Source organism: Spirosoma arcticum (genome assembly GCF_054779955.1).
This window is the reverse complement of record NZ_BAAGXG010000016.1, coordinates 41,122-59,216: the sequence shown is the minus strand read 5'-3', so window position 1 is coordinate 59,216 and position 18,095 is coordinate 41,122. Positions and strand designations below refer to the sequence as shown.

The 18,095-nt window shown below is 48.8% G+C and carries 19 protein-coding genes; 5 read left to right on the top strand and 14 right to left on the bottom strand.

Translation table 11 applies throughout. The features are described from left to right. The first annotated feature begins 11 nt into the window (after positions 1-11). The gene (locus ACYVHB_RS26485; protein ID WP_461054867.1) at positions 12-740 is read left to right on the top strand and encodes a DUF1003 domain-containing protein; all 729 of its coding nucleotides are present in this window, start codon (positions 12-14) and stop codon (positions 738-740) included. A 34-nt stretch (positions 741-774) separates the two neighbouring features. Next, positions 775-1,575, top strand: a complete 801-nt coding sequence (locus tag ACYVHB_RS26480; protein ID WP_461054865.1) for a DUF2490 domain-containing protein — start codon at positions 775-777, stop codon at positions 1,573-1,575. Positions 1,576-1,693: 118 nt separating this feature from the next. On the opposite strand, the gene ACYVHB_RS26475 is transcribed toward ACYVHB_RS26480, so the two are convergent. The 3 genes from ACYVHB_RS26475 to ACYVHB_RS26465 all read right to left on the bottom strand — a co-directional run bounded on the left by ACYVHB_RS26475 (position 1,694) and on the right by ACYVHB_RS26465 (position 4,362). Then, positions 1,694-2,413: a YoaK family protein gene (locus ACYVHB_RS26475; protein WP_461054863.1), complete on the bottom strand. Its 720-nt coding sequence runs from the start codon at positions 2,411-2,413 to the stop codon at positions 1,694-1,696. A 133-nt stretch (positions 2,414-2,546) separates the two neighbouring features. Continuing rightward, complete coding sequence (locus tag ACYVHB_RS26470; protein WP_461054861.1) at positions 2,547-3,722, bottom strand: oxalate decarboxylase family bicupin; 1,176 nt, start codon at positions 3,720-3,722, stop codon at positions 2,547-2,549. 409 nt (positions 3,723-4,131) lie between these two features. Next, positions 4,132-4,362, bottom strand: a complete 231-nt coding sequence (locus ACYVHB_RS26465; RefSeq protein ID WP_461054859.1) for a hypothetical protein — start codon at positions 4,360-4,362, stop codon at positions 4,132-4,134. Between the two features lie 300 nt (positions 4,363-4,662). Between ACYVHB_RS26465 and ACYVHB_RS26460 the strand changes: the two genes are divergently transcribed. Next, positions 4,663-4,959, top strand: a complete 297-nt coding sequence (locus ACYVHB_RS26460) for a hypothetical protein (protein WP_461054857.1) — start codon at positions 4,663-4,665, stop codon at positions 4,957-4,959. A 135-nt stretch (positions 4,960-5,094) separates the two neighbouring features. Here the strand turns inward: ACYVHB_RS26460 and ACYVHB_RS26455 are convergent, their stop codons facing one another. From ACYVHB_RS26455 to ACYVHB_RS26420, 8 genes are all read right to left on the bottom strand, one after another. Continuing rightward, positions 5,095-5,739, bottom strand: coding sequence for a class I SAM-dependent methyltransferase (locus tag ACYVHB_RS26455; RefSeq protein WP_461054856.1), 645 nt, complete (start codon positions 5,737-5,739; stop codon positions 5,095-5,097). 128 nt (positions 5,740-5,867) lie between these two features. Beyond that, entirely contained in the window at positions 5,868-7,010 is a 1,143-nt protein-coding gene (locus ACYVHB_RS26450; RefSeq protein ID WP_461054855.1) for an SLAC1 anion channel family protein, read from the bottom strand. Further along, a complete protein-coding gene (locus ACYVHB_RS26445) occupies positions 6,982-7,419 on the bottom strand; it encodes a nuclear transport factor 2 family protein (protein WP_461054853.1) in 438 nt (145 codons plus the stop codon). Before ACYVHB_RS26445 ends, ACYVHB_RS26450 begins: the two co-directional genes overlap by 29 nt. Before the next feature lie 114 nt (positions 7,420-7,533). After that, positions 7,534-8,055, bottom strand: coding sequence for a cytochrome P460 family protein (locus tag ACYVHB_RS26440; protein ID WP_461054851.1), 522 nt, complete (start codon positions 8,053-8,055; stop codon positions 7,534-7,536). Between the two features lie 96 nt (positions 8,056-8,151). Then, complete coding sequence (locus ACYVHB_RS26435; protein ID WP_461054849.1) at positions 8,152-8,583, bottom strand: DUF6130 family protein; 432 nt, start codon at positions 8,581-8,583, stop codon at positions 8,152-8,154. Positions 8,584-8,655: 72 nt separating this feature from the next. Then, positions 8,656-9,096 carry a VOC family protein gene (locus ACYVHB_RS26430; protein ID WP_461054847.1) on the bottom strand — a complete coding sequence of 147 codons (441 nt, stop codon included), beginning with the start codon at positions 9,094-9,096 and terminating at the stop codon, positions 8,656-8,658. 57 nt (positions 9,097-9,153) lie between these two features. Further along, entirely contained in the window at positions 9,154-9,870 is a 717-nt protein-coding gene (locus tag ACYVHB_RS26425; RefSeq protein WP_461054845.1) for a zinc-binding dehydrogenase, read from the bottom strand. 5 nt (positions 9,871-9,875) lie between these two features. After that, entirely contained in the window at positions 9,876-10,106 is a 231-nt protein-coding gene (locus tag ACYVHB_RS26420) for a hypothetical protein (protein WP_461054844.1), read from the bottom strand. Positions 10,107-10,785: 679 nt separating this feature from the next. Here ACYVHB_RS26420 and ACYVHB_RS26415 point away from each other — a divergent pair. After that, a complete protein-coding gene (locus ACYVHB_RS26415; protein ID WP_461054842.1) occupies positions 10,786-13,395 on the top strand; it encodes a histidine kinase dimerization/phosphoacceptor domain -containing protein in 2,610 nt (869 codons plus the stop codon). A 202-nt stretch (positions 13,396-13,597) separates the two neighbouring features. Next, entirely contained in the window at positions 13,598-16,192 is a 2,595-nt protein-coding gene (locus tag ACYVHB_RS26410; RefSeq protein ID WP_461054840.1) for a tetratricopeptide repeat-containing sensor histidine kinase, read from the top strand. Positions 16,193-16,222: 30 nt separating this feature from the next. Here the strand turns inward: ACYVHB_RS26410 and ACYVHB_RS26405 are convergent, their stop codons facing one another. The 3 genes from ACYVHB_RS26405 to ACYVHB_RS26395 form a co-directional block, all read right to left on the bottom strand. Beyond that, positions 16,223-16,522, bottom strand: a complete 300-nt coding sequence (locus tag ACYVHB_RS26405; RefSeq protein WP_461054838.1) for a hypothetical protein — start codon at positions 16,520-16,522, stop codon at positions 16,223-16,225. Between the two features lie 58 nt (positions 16,523-16,580). Beyond that, entirely contained in the window at positions 16,581-17,432 is an 852-nt protein-coding gene (locus ACYVHB_RS26400) for an SDR family oxidoreductase (protein ID WP_461054836.1), read from the bottom strand. Positions 17,433-17,496: 64 nt separating this feature from the next. Next, positions 17,497-18,054: a YceI family protein gene (locus ACYVHB_RS26395; protein ID WP_461054834.1), complete on the bottom strand. Its 558-nt coding sequence runs from the start codon at positions 18,052-18,054 to the stop codon at positions 17,497-17,499. Between the last annotated feature and the right edge of the window lie 41 nt (positions 18,055-18,095).

The window sequence follows — 18,095 nt, the reverse complement described above, 5'->3', positions numbered from 1 at the left end:
AGAGCCACAATATGATGGAAACGAAACAGGTTGTTTGCGCCGTAAGCGGGACGGAATACACCAAGGATCGAACAGTTCCGGTATCCACGCTGGACAGCCTGTTGCGGACCTTTCTTCAACATCAATACCCTACCCTGACCCAAGACAGCTTAGTTGGGCTGGATCAACTACCTAAGCTGAGAAGCCAGTTGGTTAGTCAATTGCTTGAAGACGAAGCGGGTAAGCTCAGTATTCTAGAGCAGAAGGTCGTCGAAAGTATTAAGCGTAGCAGTATACTTTCTGAAGATGTAGAGGAAGAAATTGATCGACGGCGTAGTGTGGGTGAACAAGTGGCCGTTGTAGTAGCGGCTTTTGGTGGAAGTTGGACGTTCATCACCTGGTTTTTCATTATTATGATTGGCTGGATGATCTTAAACGTATTCTGGCTTAACGATAAAGGCTTTGATCCGTATCCCTTTATCCTGCTGAACCTAATTCTGTCCTGTCTGGCCGCTATTCAGGCCCCTATCATTATGATGAGCCAGAACCGGCAGGAAGCCAAAGATCGGATACGCCGTGAACAGGACTATAAAATTAACCTGAAGGCCGAGCTGGAAATTAAGCTGCTTCACAAGAAAATGGACCATATTATGGAGCAGCAGAACCGACGGCTACTGGATATTCAACTGGTACAGACCGAAATGCTGCGCCACCTCAGCGCTCCACAGGTTTTTCCAACGCCGTCAGGAACGACTCTTTAAAGGTGTAACAAACGAGTACTAATAACACATCAGAATGAAGCTGATTAACACGTGTGGAGTGGGCCTGATAGTCGGGGTACTCCTGCTGGTCAATGGTAAAGGGCATGGCCAGTCCAAACGAGTGTTAGATCACAATGCCATTGGCTGGTACGTTTACAACGGCGATCATCGCATTGCTGACAAGTGGTCCATTCATACAGAATACCAATGGCGACGAATCGACCTGGTCCGTACGTGGCAGCAATCCCTGGCACGGGTGGGAGCCGCCTATAAACTATCGGAGCGGGTGAAGTTTGCCGGAGGTTACACCTATTTGGTCACTTTCCCGTACGGAGCATTTCCCCAGGCGGACCTGGGCGAACCGTATCCGGAACAGCGCATCTATCAGGATGTCGAGTTGAGCGAATCGTACGGACGGCTGCACCTCGCGCACCGGTTTCGTCTGGAGCAGCGCTGGTTAGGAGTTTTTGCAAAGGATAATCCCCGCCAGGTTGCTGACTGGGCGTTTCAGAACCGAATTCGCTACCAGGTTTCCGGTAAGTTGCCTTTCCAGGGAGCGACAATTGAGAACGGAAACTTTTATCTGAATTTCTTTGACGAACTCTTTATCGGTTTTGGTAAACTGGTGAATGAGAACATCTATAATCAGAACCGAATCTCGGCAGGCATAGGCTATCAGGTTCGGAAAGGTCTGCAGATAGAAATGAACTATCTGAACCAGATTCTTCAACATGCCAGGCTGGATGCGACTACTGGCCGACCAGTCTTAGAGATAAATAATGGATTTCGGGTAAACGTGAATCACAGCATTGATTTTACCAAAAGGAACAAATAACACGGTCAGACTTTACCAGACATGTAAGCCGCCTGCCACGCAAAAAATCTTTGGTGTGGCAGGCGGTTTACTAACGGTTGTGTATATACGTAACAAATATTTAGGTTTGTTGTCTCTACTAGGTCGATACCGTTCCGGCGCTGGCAGATCGTTGGGCAACAACGGCCATCCACAAAACCAGGCTAACGGGTAAGATCGTAGCCGCTGCCCCTATCTGGGCAAATAACAAGGCGCCAGCGCCGGTACCGACTATAAAGCCGAGCAGCGCCACGCCGTACCGATTTACCTGATGTGCCAGGACCTGTTGCTGGGCCTGCGGTTGAGGACGCCGGACAAAGGGAGGAACGGCTACCAAGTAATCAATCAGGTCAATGGAAAACTGGGTTAGGTTGATCGTCATAGTCGTCGTTGACACATAGGCTGGAAATCTTAAACGTAAGGCTGAGCTTTGAACGGCCATGGCCAGTACGCCGGCAGAAGCGATGAAAAACATGTCCACTGCTCCCAGTGGGTGATGCTGGGTGCCCAGAAAATAGCTCAAACCGGTGAACAAAAGCAGTAACCCGGCCTCAACCATTAGCAATGCAGGAAAAACAGCTTTAGAAGCCTTTTGGAGCAACAGGCACAGCAGCGTGGCAAGGCTGCTACCCAGCAGGTAGATGGGTAGCATGAGCAGTCGATTAATGGTATTGGCATCATCGGCCTGGACTAAAGAAGCGCCCACCAGCACCAGATTACCGGTAATCTGCGCGATGAAAAGACCGGACAGGGTAATAAAGCCAACCGTATCGACGAAGCCGGTAACAAAAGCAAGCACAAAAGTCGTTTGGCGTTCCATGAGCGTATGGAGAATCAGGCTCCCGTCATTACGGGTTCGTAAACGATAAACAGCACAAAACAGCTTAACGGGCACTAATCTCGGTAAGTAGATCAAGCCCGTTTAGCCACAGAGGGGCTACCTCAGCCTACGATCAGCCCTTCACAATCACCGGCTTTTCTTTGCTCAGCTTGTCAGTGAAGGTATGATCGACGTTCAAGTGCGCCTGAACCAATTCCGGGGGCGTCAGCGCCAGCCACTGATTCAGGGAGATATCGGCGAAACGATCACTACGGAATACTTCCAGAAAACGTAAGGGCGTATCACCGGTGTTTTCCACGTAGTGACCCATGGCAAACGGTACGTAGCCCACATCACCCGCCTGATAGTCGAACGTACGGGCTTTATCGCCGGAGGTAAAAACGGTCATCCGACCTTGTCCTTCCAGGTAGTATTGCCACTCGTCGTTGTTGGGATGCCAGTGCATCTCGCGAAGACCGCCCGGCTCAACTTCTACCAAAGCCGCTGCAATGGTTTTTGAAACGGGAAAGATCGTTGAATCAACAATCTTCACCCGACCGCCTGTCACTTCCGTATATTTCTGCTGCGATAGATGGTAACTGAACCAGAGCGGGACTCGGCCGTTGGGACTGGTTATCTGATCAGCTAAAAGGCTTTCGGGAGGGGCCGGAGCCAGGAAGATATATTTTTCTTTAAGCGGTAAATTTTCCAGCGTTTCCACTGGAACACCGAAGTTTTTAGCCACTACGGATCGGGGTGTGCGGGTTAGCCATTCCGTCAGCAGGAACGTATTGTTCTCCGAGAATCCACCATCGTCAAAGACTAATAAGAACTCACACCCTTCAGGATAGGCCTGAATGGAATGGGGAATACCCGCCGGAAAATACCACAAGTCCCCTTCTTTGACATCATCTACGAAGTTACGGCTATCGGCGTCGACTGCAGTAACCCGGGCTCTACCACTGATCATAAAGGCCCATTCTGCCTGTTTGTGCCAGTGAAGCTCCCGTACGCCCGTGAGCTGCCCTGGATTAAGGCGCATATTCACGCCAGCAAGGGTTGTGGAAACAGGTAGTTCACGCTCGGTTACTTCCCTCGTCCAGCCTCCTTCTTCGAGCCGGTTATGGGCGTCGGAGAACGAGAAACGCAGGTTGTTCACGGTTCCTTTATCCGTGACAGGAGGGGCCAGAAGGTCAGGATTTTCCCGATCACGGCTGAGGTTACGAGGCCCAAAATCGGTACCTCCCCGATTCGTGTCCTGAGGCTGTGGTATTGCATCTACTGATGCACTTCCGTTGTCTGTTTTCATAATAGACCAGGTATAATTAAAAATAGGCAAGCAATGAAAAAAACATCGATGCAAACGGATGGGGCCATCCGTTTGAAGGTTCGACTAAGCGAGTCGGTAGCCCTTTGTCGAATGAGCATGCAATAGATAAACGACAGGGCCGAAGGTCACACCAAAAAGAAAAAACAGTCATCTTGTTGGGCGGCCGTCAGGCGTGCAGAAACAGGGCCGATTGTATGAAAAGAAAGCATACAATTTTCATACAGATAACCTGAGATCAATAGAACTAAACATAATGCTCCAACCCCTCATATTTTTTATATAAGTTCTAGGGTTAACAGGATGGCTATAATAAATGACGAGGGAAAAGCCGGGTCAGAATGATCCCAAGTTGAGGTTAGTTCCAGCATTACGTATAATTGAATACGGGCTACACCAGAACGGTTGCCGGAATTTCATGGTTGATGCCGAGAATGTCGCGGGCGTTCTCCACTTTGTCGACAGTTACATGGGCCACCAGCATGAACTTACCTGCTTTGAGTTTCGTCTTATGCTGCACAACACTATTTTTTGGAATCCCTAAGCTATACAGAGTGGCCCCCAGCGCAGTAAGCCCACCCACCACTACGGCTCCTTCGAGAGCCGCCACCAGCGAGGCCATCAATGGCCCGGCAATGACCACCGGCCCCTCCTAAATTTGCTTTTTTTGGAGTTTTGTCCATTACCTTGGACCCTCCGTAAAGTAATATCCGAAAATATAGGACTTGAAGAACCAATGAAAGCATCCTACCCAGATAGCTACTAGGTTGTCTTTATCGTATATGATTATAACGAATAATTCCTCTTTGGAGTTCTTGGCACCATCCGTCACGAAAGCGATTTGATAGTAACACGACCTTGCATTTATTTGATAAACTATCGACCGATCTCCTTTGCTTGCATAGTTAAAAGGAAAGCCTTAGTGCAGCAAATCAAAGCTGGGGCCACAACCGCTGATGCTGTCCAATTTATGACTGGAGTGGGTAAACTGTTGGTGACACATGATAAAATTGAAAGACTTGAAACGCTGCCTGTGATTACACCCGCGCAGAATACTCATATGAGTCAAGTGCTGGATTACATTGAGAAAAATACTGTTCACCTCGGTGAGGAGGCCCAACAGCAAGGGAAGGCTGTGGTCGAAGACGCCTGCATAGCCCTGAATGATTCGGAAAAAGGCGTCCGAAAACGATACCCAAAAGGCCGAGCAGAACGTTAGGTAAGAATTCGGCAAGGTGAAGACATCCATCAAGAGAATGAACTAAGATGTGCCTGGTGAACATACATCAGATGAAAAACGAAGATGTTTAAACTTTTCAAACTGGTCATAAGACAACTTTTTCTGTCATTCCGATTATAGCGGGACGGCCTGATCAGCTTTTTTTCGCCCGACAAATCGAATAACAGACCCCTCTCCATTGTGATAGACACCTTCCTTCAAGTTAATTATTTCTTCAGTCAACTCTAAAACATCGTAGTTTTTGAAATCTGATGTCAATTCATCCATTGAAAATAAACTCCCAATATCAGTCGGACCGCCAACTTTTTCGTTTTTACGTCTGTACGCAAGGTGGTTTTTGCTGAAGGATTCAAAAATGATTAGCCCCCCTTTACGTAAGTACTGGTTTAACAACTGATGATATGCAGATTTCAGCCTGGCGGGAAAGTGAGCATAAATTAATGCAATGGCGTCAAATTGCTCATTTTCATACCCTAATGCCGGGAGTTCGCCAACCTGATAGTCGATTCTGACATTATTTTCCAGGGCTAATTGTAACGCTTTACTCCGCCCCTGTGTACTGATATCGAATGCTGAAACTTTCCAACCAAGTTTAGCCGCAAATACCGCATTTCGTCCCTCTCCTTCGGCGGGGAAAAGTATTGTTCCAACGTCCATTTTCTGTAACTGTTCTTTCAGGAATTCATTCGGTTCGACTCCATAGGCATACTCTTGGTTGCTATACCTATTTTCCCACCTTTCAAGCCAAGGATCTTTCATGTTGTTCCGAATTAGACTTTGATTTACACCTAGACTGATGACATGTACAGTTCAGTCATTACTACGTTAACAGTCAAAAACGCGAACTGCATAAGGACAGCGAAAAGCTCAGATCAAACGCAAATACGTTACGACAGGTGCTTGGATATTAGCCCATAAAGAGTTCGAATTGCCATAAACCCGATTAAAAGTGTCAGACCAATCAGCAGAACAACCGCAATGCTACGGGTCAGTATTGTCGGTTTATAGATGGCGTATTCTAGAGCCGTTTTACATAACGCGGCAATGGGGAATCCCATACTCCACCAACTGAGCGTAAACGGTAGCCTGAAGTAGGTAACCCTAAGAACAATAACGGCAAACAGAAACAGAGCGAAATAGAAAAGTACCATGCTGAATAAGTCAATTCGGTTGGTTAACGTATGGTACCCCTGAAAGGCGAGGGAAAACGGTAAAGTTAGCATAAACAGAGAGGGCATCAATGACTGGTCAAGTCGGTTCTCAAATACGAGTCGTGAAAAAATGAGTGTCAAGAAAATGAGGGCCAGGACCATTCCTATTGAAAACCCCAACAACTTTAATTCTTCGGCGGCCCCAAACGTCATTGAGCCACCCGTTACAGCAATATTGAACGTACCTGCGCCCGAAATGAGCCAGGCTGGTGTTGCATTCAGGCGACTTTGTTGAATGGTAATTAGGTGATACGTTGTCAGGAACGAAATAGCGATCATGAGAATAGCACCTACCAGCCAAATCAACTCCGCCAGCTGGAGCGAATAGTGAATTACTGAATTGGCAAGTAACAGGATGCTAATGGAGATTGTACCGAAGAAGCTACTAACGACCGGATGCTTAAATTCGGCCATCACCTGTTTGGGGTAACGAAATGCCTTCAGACCATACCCGATGGATAACAGGATGAAAGCACTCCAGGCGGTTAGTCCCAGGAAATCTGCGATGCCGACATCAGTTCCAAACAGGCGGGCCGAAAGTCTCCAGTCAACCGTTAGCCCTGCCAAGCTTACTACCGAAGCAAACAGATTTACGGGCAAGCGAGATAAGAATCTGTCGGTTGACTTCTTACCGGCCGCATTTTCGGGTGTTGATTGCAATCCTATTGGATTAAGCGTTTTCATAATTTCAGTCCATTTAAGACGCGGTCGACGCGGTTCACCGTCCGGGATTTTATTCAGTAAATGAACCATCCGTCTTTTCTGCTCGTCTTTGGTCTGGGAGAAGCGTTTATTCGCCTGGCAGGCCAGGAGCCCCATCAGGAAACATACTTTTGGCAACCTGTACCATATCGAGAGCCTCACGAATCAATTTAATCTTGCCGTTTTCGGCCACAAGTCTTCCCATATAGGCTTGTTTATAAGGTAAGCCGGTTGCCATGACCGTAGCATCGACATCATATTCGCCAAACACCTGGTCGGGCGTGTCGATATGTATCCTGATATTCTGAAATACAAAACCAGCAAAGGTTTGGGGAAGGCTTTGAAGAAATTGGTACAAAATAGCTTTCCCGTGCCATTGCCAGGGCATACCTAAACTACCCAGATAAGGTAGCTCGATGGTGGCATCATCAGCGAATAAGTCAATAATCTTATCAGCATCGTTGATGTTTTTCAGGTAACTGAGTAGTAATTCTTTCGCAGTTCTCATCTCAATTTTCTGTTCCAATTCTTAAGTGATTCATTCCATTGTGCGGGTAATTGTACAGGCTTTGCGGCAGATCGGAACATTGCCCTAAGAAAGCAATGAACGCGGGCAAGGACTGCGTTACTGCTTCCCGTATTAACGTGCATACTGGGTAAAAACAAAATCGCGTCCCTGAACAGATTGGTGACAGGGGAAGCAGGTGGCGTGCACCGCTACGTTGACGGATTCGCCGTCGTTGAACTGTGCGAATCCCCACCCCCCGGTCAATGCGTATTTTTTTGAGTCCTTGATTATAAACTGATTATTCTTAGGGTGGCCGGCCACGAAGGATTGGCGACGGCCGAATACGTTGTTGTTTTCATCCGAGGAGACGTAATCCCAGGATAGCCGGGCTATGATGGCACCGTCCGGGAAAGGACGTGTTCCTTTCCTGTAAGCTTCCATAGCTATGTCATTGCCCAATATGGCACGCAAATCGTTTAGCGTACCTTCTTCGTGGGCCACCGAGATCAACCTCCAGTCGCGGTACCCATCAGGGATCTGAATGTTATAAATGGAATCGGTTTCTCCGGCACTGTGTCGGGGTGAAGGTGATACATTCGTATACTTGCCAGCCAGTAATAAAACGGCTGCCAGCAGTGTTGCGGCTATTTTCATACAGTTTTTCCTTTAAACAGGTGAAAAATAAATCTCCTGGTTTTCCGGCCATGCGGACGTTTACAGTCCCCGCCGGGGAAGACGCTCATTGCCACCCTATTTGTAGGGCGGAATGACAAAGTCGATGGTTTTGGCATCGATTACTTTATGGACAGGATCAGCCAGCTCAATCAGGATACGGTGCGGTCCCGCAGGCAGTCCTTTAATGGTTAGTGGTTCATTGCTGGCATCAAGCCAGTGCCATGCCGCATCATCAACCGTCACGTGCAGATGTCCGATACGGGGTGAAACATCCAGTGCCGCCGGGCCATATACCGGCACAATGTGCAGATTTTCGGTGCGGTACTGGACAACCACCCGACCCAAAGCTAAAGGTTCGGTCAGAGGATCATCTACAAACAGTCTGGCTGGCGGTTCTGAAGTTAGCGGTACTACGGGTGCCTGCCCGCGAACGTCCCGGACTGATAGTTGAGCCTCATTGGACGAAGTTGATCGAGCCTGAGCTGAATCGGTAGACGAAATGGCCATACGTGAAGCAATTAGTACCCAAAGGGCGGGTTGACCTGGACTTACGTTCTGTAAACCTGATAAACACCGGGCTTACACTTCTCTTTGGAAGATATTGATGAAGTTCCCGTCCATGTCCCGTATCATAGTCGAAGGCATACCATCTCCCGTCAGGTTCATTTCTTTCCAGACGAAGGTCACACCTTTCGCTTCCAATTCAATTGTGGCGTCATGAAGATCATTGACTTGCAACACCAACGACTTGTTGCCAATCGGCAGTAGGTGCGCCGGAGCATCGGCAAACAACTCTTTGATGCGAAAGCCATCCCGGACCCTCAGAATTTCCAGGCGGATGTTCGATTTTTGTAGAAAAGCAATTTCAGCGTCACCGAGTGCCGTAAAGATCTCCCGGCGCAGAACCTGAAAACCGAGTATATCCCCGTACCATTGAATGGCTTTTTCTACATCGGAGACCGTAAAAGCCAAGTTGTGCAGGCCAAGGCTCTGCAAGCCATTTTCTGAATCAGCAGCCATATTATCTTTATGTTAATCGTTACCAGCGCCCAGATGATTACTGGCGTTGACTTTTGATCAATTCATGACAATCACGATTCGTTTACCGGCTTTCCCTTCCTTGTTCCACACCTGGTGAATAGTTTCCAGGGGTTCGTTTTGGGTGTCTATCAATAGTTTTCCGTCGGCGGCCAGTTGAAACATTTCCGGCAAAACTTCCGTATCGAACTTTTTCAGTTCTTGCTGGGATAAACTTCCTATACCGGAGCCCAGTAAGTCGATGGCAGCGCTACGCAGCATGATCGAGGCTAAAGGGATGCTGCTTCCGGCGGCATCGCCTACGGTTACAATGCGTACTTTACGTGATCCACCCCCTACTAATGCTTTCAATACCAATTCCATTGGATATCCCCACAAATAATCCAGAACAAGGTCAATAGGGGTTTCGGCATGGCTCTCCCTCACATGTTTGATGAAGTGATCACCGGCTTGTTCCAGAGAGATAACAGTGGTTGCTCCAAACGACTTGAGCCTGTCCAAAACCGCTGGATTTCTACCGGTAACAATGATGTTAGCCGCTCCGTAGTGCCGGGCAACCTGAACCGCAACTTGTCCGGTTACGCCTGTTGCTCCGTTAATTAAAATCGTCATTCCCGGCTCCATCTTGCCCCGAAAATGCAAGGCCATTGCCGATCCAATGACGGCATTGAGTAAGGCCGCCGCCGTACTATAATCCAGTTTGTCGGGCAATACGGTGTATCTGGTCTTAGCGATTAACCCCTTCTGCGCCATCATCCCGGTCAGGCCTTATCATACACTCTGGTTCCGTTTTCCAACGTGCCCACGCCATCAATCCCCACAATAGCTGGAAGATTCGAATGGTTTGCCGGGTGTTTTCCCCCGGCTCTCAACCGATCTATGTTTTTAAGCGAAGCCGCTTCCATGAGCTGCTCTTCATCCTGAGGAACGGGGTCCTCAACATCCTCATAGTCGGGGGATGTTCCTAATTGATTCAATACGGCGGCTTTCATACTTGTTCCGGGCTGGTAAGGTCATTATCCATACTGCCAACTGGCAATTGCTGAAGCTGGGCTTTCCGCTGATCTTATTAAAAAGACTGGTAACAGTCTCTTTGTATATCACGGATTATTGGAGACTGATTGTAAACGTGATGTCAACTAATTCACGCGGCAACACCTCTCCTTCTGGTTGCACATCGAGTGAAGCCCAACCGTTCATCCAACCGGTTTTCTAAAAACGTGCCAAAGCAATAAAAGGAATTGCTGAGTGTAAAAACTGTGTCAATGCAGTCATAAAGCCTGCTATTTGTCCAATCTGGTTAGCGCGTTAGCCTATCGGCACTCCATTGAATTGGATTCTCCAACGTTTTTCTCCATCGTATTGGATATGCTATACAGGTTGCGGTATTGTTAGCTGGTTGAATCTCTAAGAAAGTTGATCCACGAATGAATACAGGGTAGGGATAAGACGCCTGTGATGAGCAATTCTTATTGAATTAAGCTTGCACGGATAAATAATTTAGTGCTTGGCATTGAAAATGGTTGCTTAGCTGGGTCATACATGACGAAGGCAGCTATTCGTTTGTGAATGAATTACTTACCTTTATACTAATGGATTCACTTACGGAAAAGGTCTTAAGTAATCCATTTACTTTTCCCTTTATAAAATGTCTACCCAGCCCCGCCTATTATGCGATACGCTTTCTCGATCTTGTTGGGGTTGCTGGTCGGAACCTTCCCGGCTTTGCTACTAAAAGGCCAAACCCTCACCGTGGTTCAGGCCGACAGTTTGCGGCTCCTCCTGCGAGCCAGCACAGCTGATACTAATCGGGTTGAGACACTGCTTGCGCTGAGCAGTCATTACCAGGGCCGGACGCTCAACTACCGCCATAACCTAGACACGGGTTTGGTACTGGCGAATCAGGCACAGGCCCTAAGCCAGCAGCTTCGTTATTACAAGGGCCAACAAGAAGCCCTCTTTCAACAAGGTAAAATCTACATCAAGCAGGAAAAGCTGAATAAAGTAAAGAAAATGCTCTCAAGCCTGAGTGGCGTAACTCATATCCGCTTGCTGTTGGAGTTGGGCAAGAACAAGCTCAGGCCTACCTACTCTCAGGAGGCCAATCTGGACAGTGCCCTGTTATATTTTAGTCAGGCCCTACGACTGAGCCAACGCATGGGAAGCCAGCGATGGCAGGAAGAAAGCCAAACGCTGACGGGGGTTGCCTATGTGTTTAAAGGCGATTGTGAGAGCAGTAAGGCTTGGTTCAGGCGAGTGATCGGGGCACGCCAGCGGGCAGGGGATCAGGCGGGCGAGTTGCGGGTCTGGCTGCGGTGGGCAGCGACTATATATACTCAACGGAAATGCTATGACGGGGTTGACTCACTGAGCCGGGCCTTCGCGTTGGCCCGTCATCTTGGCGACAAGCCTCGTGAAGCCCTTCTGTGGTTAATGGTTGGAACTAGACGTTCGATTGAAGGCAACCAAAGGCAGGCGGAGCAGGAAGGGTTGAAGGCCCTGGCCATTCAGAAAAGCATTGGCTATCCAGCCCTCAACCGGGCTTTCCACGAGCTGGTGGTTGAAAACGATTATCTGCAGCATGTATTTCTTTTCAACTTTTTAAACGCCAATGGTGTGTTAGCCCATATAGTAGAAACAACGCCTAATGCGACTAAAGAGGTATTCTACAAATTGGAAGTGATCAGGGACTTGGAGCGTAGTCGCCTGCGTGAAGACCTGGACTGGCCCTATTTCTGGCTGGGAAACAGCTACTATGAGCTAGGGCAGTATGCCAAGGGAGTAGCCTACTATCAACAGTCTTTAGCCGTGAGTCATTGGAAGGGAGAAGTGGCTGTTTACGCAGGAATGATCCGACGGATGGCCGAGTCGCTAACAAGAGAGGGCAAGACACACGAGGCCCTACAGTTGTTAATGAACTTTACCCGCCAACACCCTCCTCTAGATTACGCAGGTAAAATGAATATTGCAGCCGCCTTTGGGCAGTGTTATTCAGCCCTCAGGCAGTACAAACTGGCCGAAAAGTATTACCTGGAATCCGTTGCCTGGAATGATAAAACTGAAGGGACATTTATTGCCTGGTTGCAACTTAGTAAGTTTTACGTGGCTTCGGCTCAATACGCCAAAGCGGCTCCGTATCTCAGGCGACTAGTAGCCCATGCCGGAGTAGTACCGGCTGCTGAAAAATTGCAACTGATGCAGTTGCAGTTCAAAGTGGACTCCTCCCAGGCTAACTACCCCGCAGCCCTTAACCTCTACCAGCGCTACACGGCCCTGAAAGACTCGCTGCTCAACGAGACCACCAACAAACAGATGGCCGAACTCGATGTCCGCTACCAGACCCGCCAGAAAGAGCAGGCACTCAAACTCCGCCAGAAGGACATCACCCTGCTTCGTGCAGAAGGCAAAAACCAGCAAACGCAGCGTGATGCCCTCATTGGTGGCACCTTGTTACTAATCTCACTATTAGGGCTCAGTTTCAACCGCTACCGGCTTAAACAGCGCAGCAATTTGCTGCTGGAAATGCAAAAACAAGAACTACAAGCGCAACAGAAAGAGATTCACTACAAGAATAAACACCTCTCCCAATTGCTGGGGGAAAAGAATTCTCTTCTGGCCCAAAAGAATGACCTACTCCTGAAGCAGGAGAGGCTCCTGGAAGAAAAGGAAAGGCTCTTACGAGAGATTCACCACCGGGTCAAAAACAACCTCCAGATCGTGATGAGTTTGCTCAACTCCCAAGCCGCTGCGCTCCAGGACCCCACGGTCCTGTCGGCCATCAAGCAGAGCCTTCACCGGGTGCAGGCCATGGCCCTCATCCACCAGAAACTCTATCAGAGTGAAGGCATCGCTCGTATCGCCATGCCGGAGTACGTCGCTGAACTGGTGGCTTATCTGCGCGACTCGTATGACTTACCTCAACCCATCCGCTTTGCGCTGGAGGTGGAGCCTATCGACCTGGATGTCACCCAGGCGGTGCCCCTGGGGCTGATCATCAACGAGGCCATCACCAACGCCCTTAAGTACGCCTTTCCGGCTGGGCAAAGGGGAACGGTGCAGGTGGGCTTTTGTGAACTAAGTAGCGGGGAGTATGAACTAGTTATTACCGATGATGGGGTGGGCTTACCAGCTGACTACGACCCGGCCCAGAGCCGGTCGCTGGGTATGACGCTGATGTATGGCTTCAATGAACAACTGGGGGGCCAGCTCCAGATTCGCGGGCAAGCGGGGCTGAATATTCGGCTCCTCTTCCATGACGAAGTGTCTATGGTCAAATCCTGAGTAACTAAGTACATGTATCAGTTTATTTTGTGGCTTCGCAAGTTGTTAGTTAGCCTGGACTTCGTTGATACAGGCCACGTAACCCGTTGTTTTATAATTGTTTATTTTTTTACAATAGATAGCTGACATAGTTGTAACAGGAAGTCAGCCAGATGCTGCTCACCGTTTTGTTTCCTAAAACGAATATCTTATTCTGCCTACTATGCGATACGCTATTACGTTCTTAGTAGGGCTGTTGGCTGGCTGCTTTCTGGCTTTACCCTTACAGGCCCAGGCCCTCACCGTGGCGCAGGCCGACAGTTTGCGGCTCCTCCTGCGAGCCAGCAAAGCCGATACCAGCCGAATAGGGACACTGCTACGATTGAGTGATTATTACCAGTGCCGGACGCTCAACTACCGCCACAACCTGGACACCGCTCTTGTCTTAGCCAATCAAGCAGCGGGCCTAAGCCAACAACTACGCTATGAAAGGGGGCAACAAGAAGCCCTCTTTCAACAAGGTAAAATCTACATCAAGCAGGAAAAGCTGAATAAAGTAAAGAAAATACTCTCCAGCCTGAGTGGCGTAACTCATATCCGCTTGCTATTGGAGTTGGGCAAAAACAAGCTCAGGCCGACTTATTATCAGGAGGCTAATCTTGACAGTGCCCTGTGGTATTTTGGCAAAGCCGAGGGGCTCAGCCAGCGCCTGAAGAGCCAGTCCTGGCAACAGGAAAGCCAGATGCTAACCGGCGTTGCTTATTTGTTTAAAGGGGATTGCAAGAGCAGCGGGGCCTGGTTCAGGCGGGTGATCGATGCTCGCCAGCGGGCAGGTGATAAAGCGGGCGAACTGCGGGCCAGGCTACAATGGGCAACAGCTCAATATAGTCAATTTAAATACTGTGAAAACTCCGATACGCTGAGTCGGGCTTTCGCGTTGGCCCGCCAACTGAGCGACCGACCCCGTGAAGCCCTACTTCTATTGTTGGTTGGCTATAAAAACTTGTTAGAAGTCAATCCAAAACAGGTGGAGCGACTAGCGCTAAATGCCCTATCCATTCAAAAAGCCATTGGATACTCAGCCCTCAATCGAGCTCAACACGCCCTTTTGGAAGATAGCTATTATGTATCGCAGGTCCTAGTATCCAATTTATCTAATGCTTATTATTTATTAGGTGATGTAAGTGCCCAGACTAATCAGGCATACAAAGAATTATTTTATAATTTAGAAGCAGTCAAAGACATCGAGCGCAGTAGCCTGCGGAATGAATTAGACTGGCCGTATTTCTGCATCGGAAACATTTACTTCGAGTTAGGAGAATATGCCAAATGTTCAGCCTATTATCGGCAGTCCCTGGCCGTGAGTCAGCAGAAGGGCCGAGTGGTTGTCCACGTAGCGCTGATACGACGCTTGGCAGAGTCGCTGTTGAAAACAGGCCAAGCCAGAAAAGCGCTGAGCCTATTGGAAGACTTCATAAGCCAGCGCCTACCGCTCAGCTATGAGAATAAGGTGAGTATGGCCGTCGGCTTTGGGCAGTGTTATGCAGCCCTTGGTAAGTACGAACTGGCTGAGCAGTATTTTCTGGAGGCCGTTGCTTGGAGTAGGAAAGAGGGAGAAACCATGGAGCCCTACATCTGCCGGTACATCAGTGAGTTCTACGTAACCACCGCTCAATACGCTAAAGCCGCTCCTTACCTGAAAGGAATGGATGCGTATGTAGGACAGTTGCGATCTATAGAAACAATGCAACTGTACCTGCTGCGGTTTAGAGTGGATTCAGCCCAGGCTAATTACTCCTCAGCTCTCCGTTATTACCAGCGCTTCACGGCCCTGAAAGACTCGCTGCTCAACGAGACCACCAACAAACAGATGGCCGAACTCGATGTCCGTTACCAGATCCGCCAGAAAGAGCAGACACTCAAACTCCGCCAGAAGGACATCACCCTGCTCAGCCAGCAGAACAAAACCCAGCAAACTCAGCGCAACGCCCTCATTGGCGGTACCGCCTTACTATCCGCCCTGTTGGGGCTGAGCTACAACCGCTACCGGCTCAAACAACGCAGCAACCAGCTTCTTCAAGCCCAGAAGGTAGAGATTAATCAGAAAAATGAGTGGCTCTCCACACTTCTTACCGAAAAGGATTTTCTGCTGAGTCAGCAAACTCAGTTACTGGGTGACAAAGATCAGCTACTTAACGAAAAGGAGTTGCTGCTGAAGGAGATCCATCACCGGGTCAAAAACAATCTGCAAGTAGTCATGAGCCTGTTGAACTCCCAGACCGCTTCTCTGCACGACCCGACCGCTCTGTCAGCCATCCAGCAGAGCCAGCACCGGGTGCAGGCCATGGCCCTCATCCACCAGAAGCTCTATCAGACCGAAGGCGTGGCCCGCATCCCCATGGCCGATTACATTGCTGAACTGGTGGACTACCTCCATGAGTCATTTGATTTGCCTCAGCTCATTTTTTTTAACTTACAGGTGGAACCCATCGAGTTAGACGTCACCCAGGCAGTGCCTCTGGGGCTAATCATTAACGAAGCCATCACTAACGCCCTTAAGTACGCTTTTCCTGATGGTCGTCCGGGCCGGGTGCAGGTAGAGCTGCGGCAAGTGGAAGGGGCTGGCTATGAGTTGCGGATTGTCGATGATGGCGTGGGCCTGCCCGCCGACTTCGACCCGGCACAGAGCCGTTCGTTGGGACTTACCTTGATGCGGGGCTTCAGCGAACAACTGGGCGGGCAGCTACAGATTAGCGGTCAGTCGGGGTTGACTATCCGACTGCTATTTCGTGATGACGTTTATTCCGCCAACGCCTGATCCGTTTTGTTCGGGTGACTCAAGGGTTTATCACCTTCTTCTTAATTTGGCAAGAAGTTCGGAGGAAAAGGTATCGTCGGACGCGCCATAACCCGTGACCAGAATGCCTTTCACACCCGATTTAGATTGTATAGCGTACACGCTGGCTTCGTCGGCCGGGTCCGTTTCGCCCTCGTACCGATAGACATCCACAATGTCGAACTCATCGTAGCGAAACCGATCCGTAGGGAAAACCATGCTGTTTTCTTCCAACCGAAAATCTACGGTGTAGCCTTCCCGCCGTAATGCCTCAACAGCGGTTGACACGGTATCATAATGAAGCTGTCCCATAGCTTAGTGTTTTGGTTGATTTTATTTAGCAATCTGGATAGACATCACCCGTTTTGAATCAAAGGATATACTTGGCACGCCATTTAGCTTTGAAGTCTGCCCGTGCATTAATGAAAGCTACATCCGTTCCTTCGGCTATCGCATCCAGGGGAAACCGAAGCGGCCGGGTTCCGTCCGGCATGGAAATTAATTCGAGAATACCATCCGCTATGGTTTGAGGGTTCATATTGTGCGCCTGCATTTTACCGAATAACCCTGCACTTAACGTATTGAACATTTCGGTTGCAATGGGTTCGTATGCTTGGATAATTTCGGTTCTGTCGGCATTGTTTCCCGGTTTTACGGCCATTTCCGTTGGGTATACACCAGACTGAATAGTTACATTTTCAATATTGAACTGAGCCAGTTCGTCCTGAATCGCTTCCGTGATGGTTTCTACACTGAATTTCGAAGCAAAATACGGCCCCATAAATGGGAGGGCATGGGCACTTGCTCCGGAGGTGAGATTAATGACCAATCCGCTTCTTGCTTTACGCATAGCCGGCAATGCGGCCTGATAGGTGCGGATAACACCGTAAAAATTTACCTCAAACAGTTGTCGTATTTGGTCAAGACTATAAGCTTCCACCAAACCAAAGCCGGTAATTCCCGCATTATTTACCAAAACATCGATGCGGCCGTGTTTGGCTAATGCCTGTTCGAACGCATTGGAAACCGAAGCGTCATCGGCCACATCGATCTCCACCACATCCACATTAGCCAGAGCCACCAGTTCCCGGGCCACCGCTTCATTTTTCCCCTTGGTTCCCCGCATACCGGCCAGTACAGTATGCCCATTTTTAGCAAGCGTAATGGTGGTAAGTTTACCAAATCCTGAGCTTGTTCCTGTAATAAAGATTACTTTGTTCATTGATATATACGTTTTAATCGTGATTCACAACTGCTTTAACGAGGCTTTTGTAAAACCAGAAACTTCAGTTAAGTGAATTCTGCCTGATAACTTGAATGTTCAACACCAGTTTTACCTCGTCACTCACCACAATGCCCCCGGCTTCGGTCACTCCATCCCAGTTTAAGCCAAACTCCTTGCGCCTGATCGTTCCGGTGACTTCAAAACCGGCTTTGGTCTGGCCGTAGAAATCCTGCATTTGGCCACCATATTCAGCCTTTAACAAGACAGGCTTCGTTAAGCCATGTAGGGTAAGATGCCCGTTTAGTACGTAGGAGTCAGCCCCCGTTTTGATCATACTCGTTGATTTAAAAAGTAAGGTTGGAAACTGGGTGGCATCGAAAAACTCCGCCGATTTCAGGTGTTCATCCCGCTGCGCATTGCCGGTACTGATACTATCTATATCGGCCGAAAAGGTGATTTTCGCATCTTCAAAATCATCACCATCCATTTGCAGTTTGCCCTCGTACCGGCTGAACAGGCCGGTTACGGTTGAAACCATCAGATGCTTTACCTTAAACTGCACTTCGGAATGGGTAGGGTCAATGACCCAGGTCGTAGCTACTGCCTGTTGTGCTTCCATGGAAATAATTTGTTTACCTGATAAATTGAATTGATTCTGTG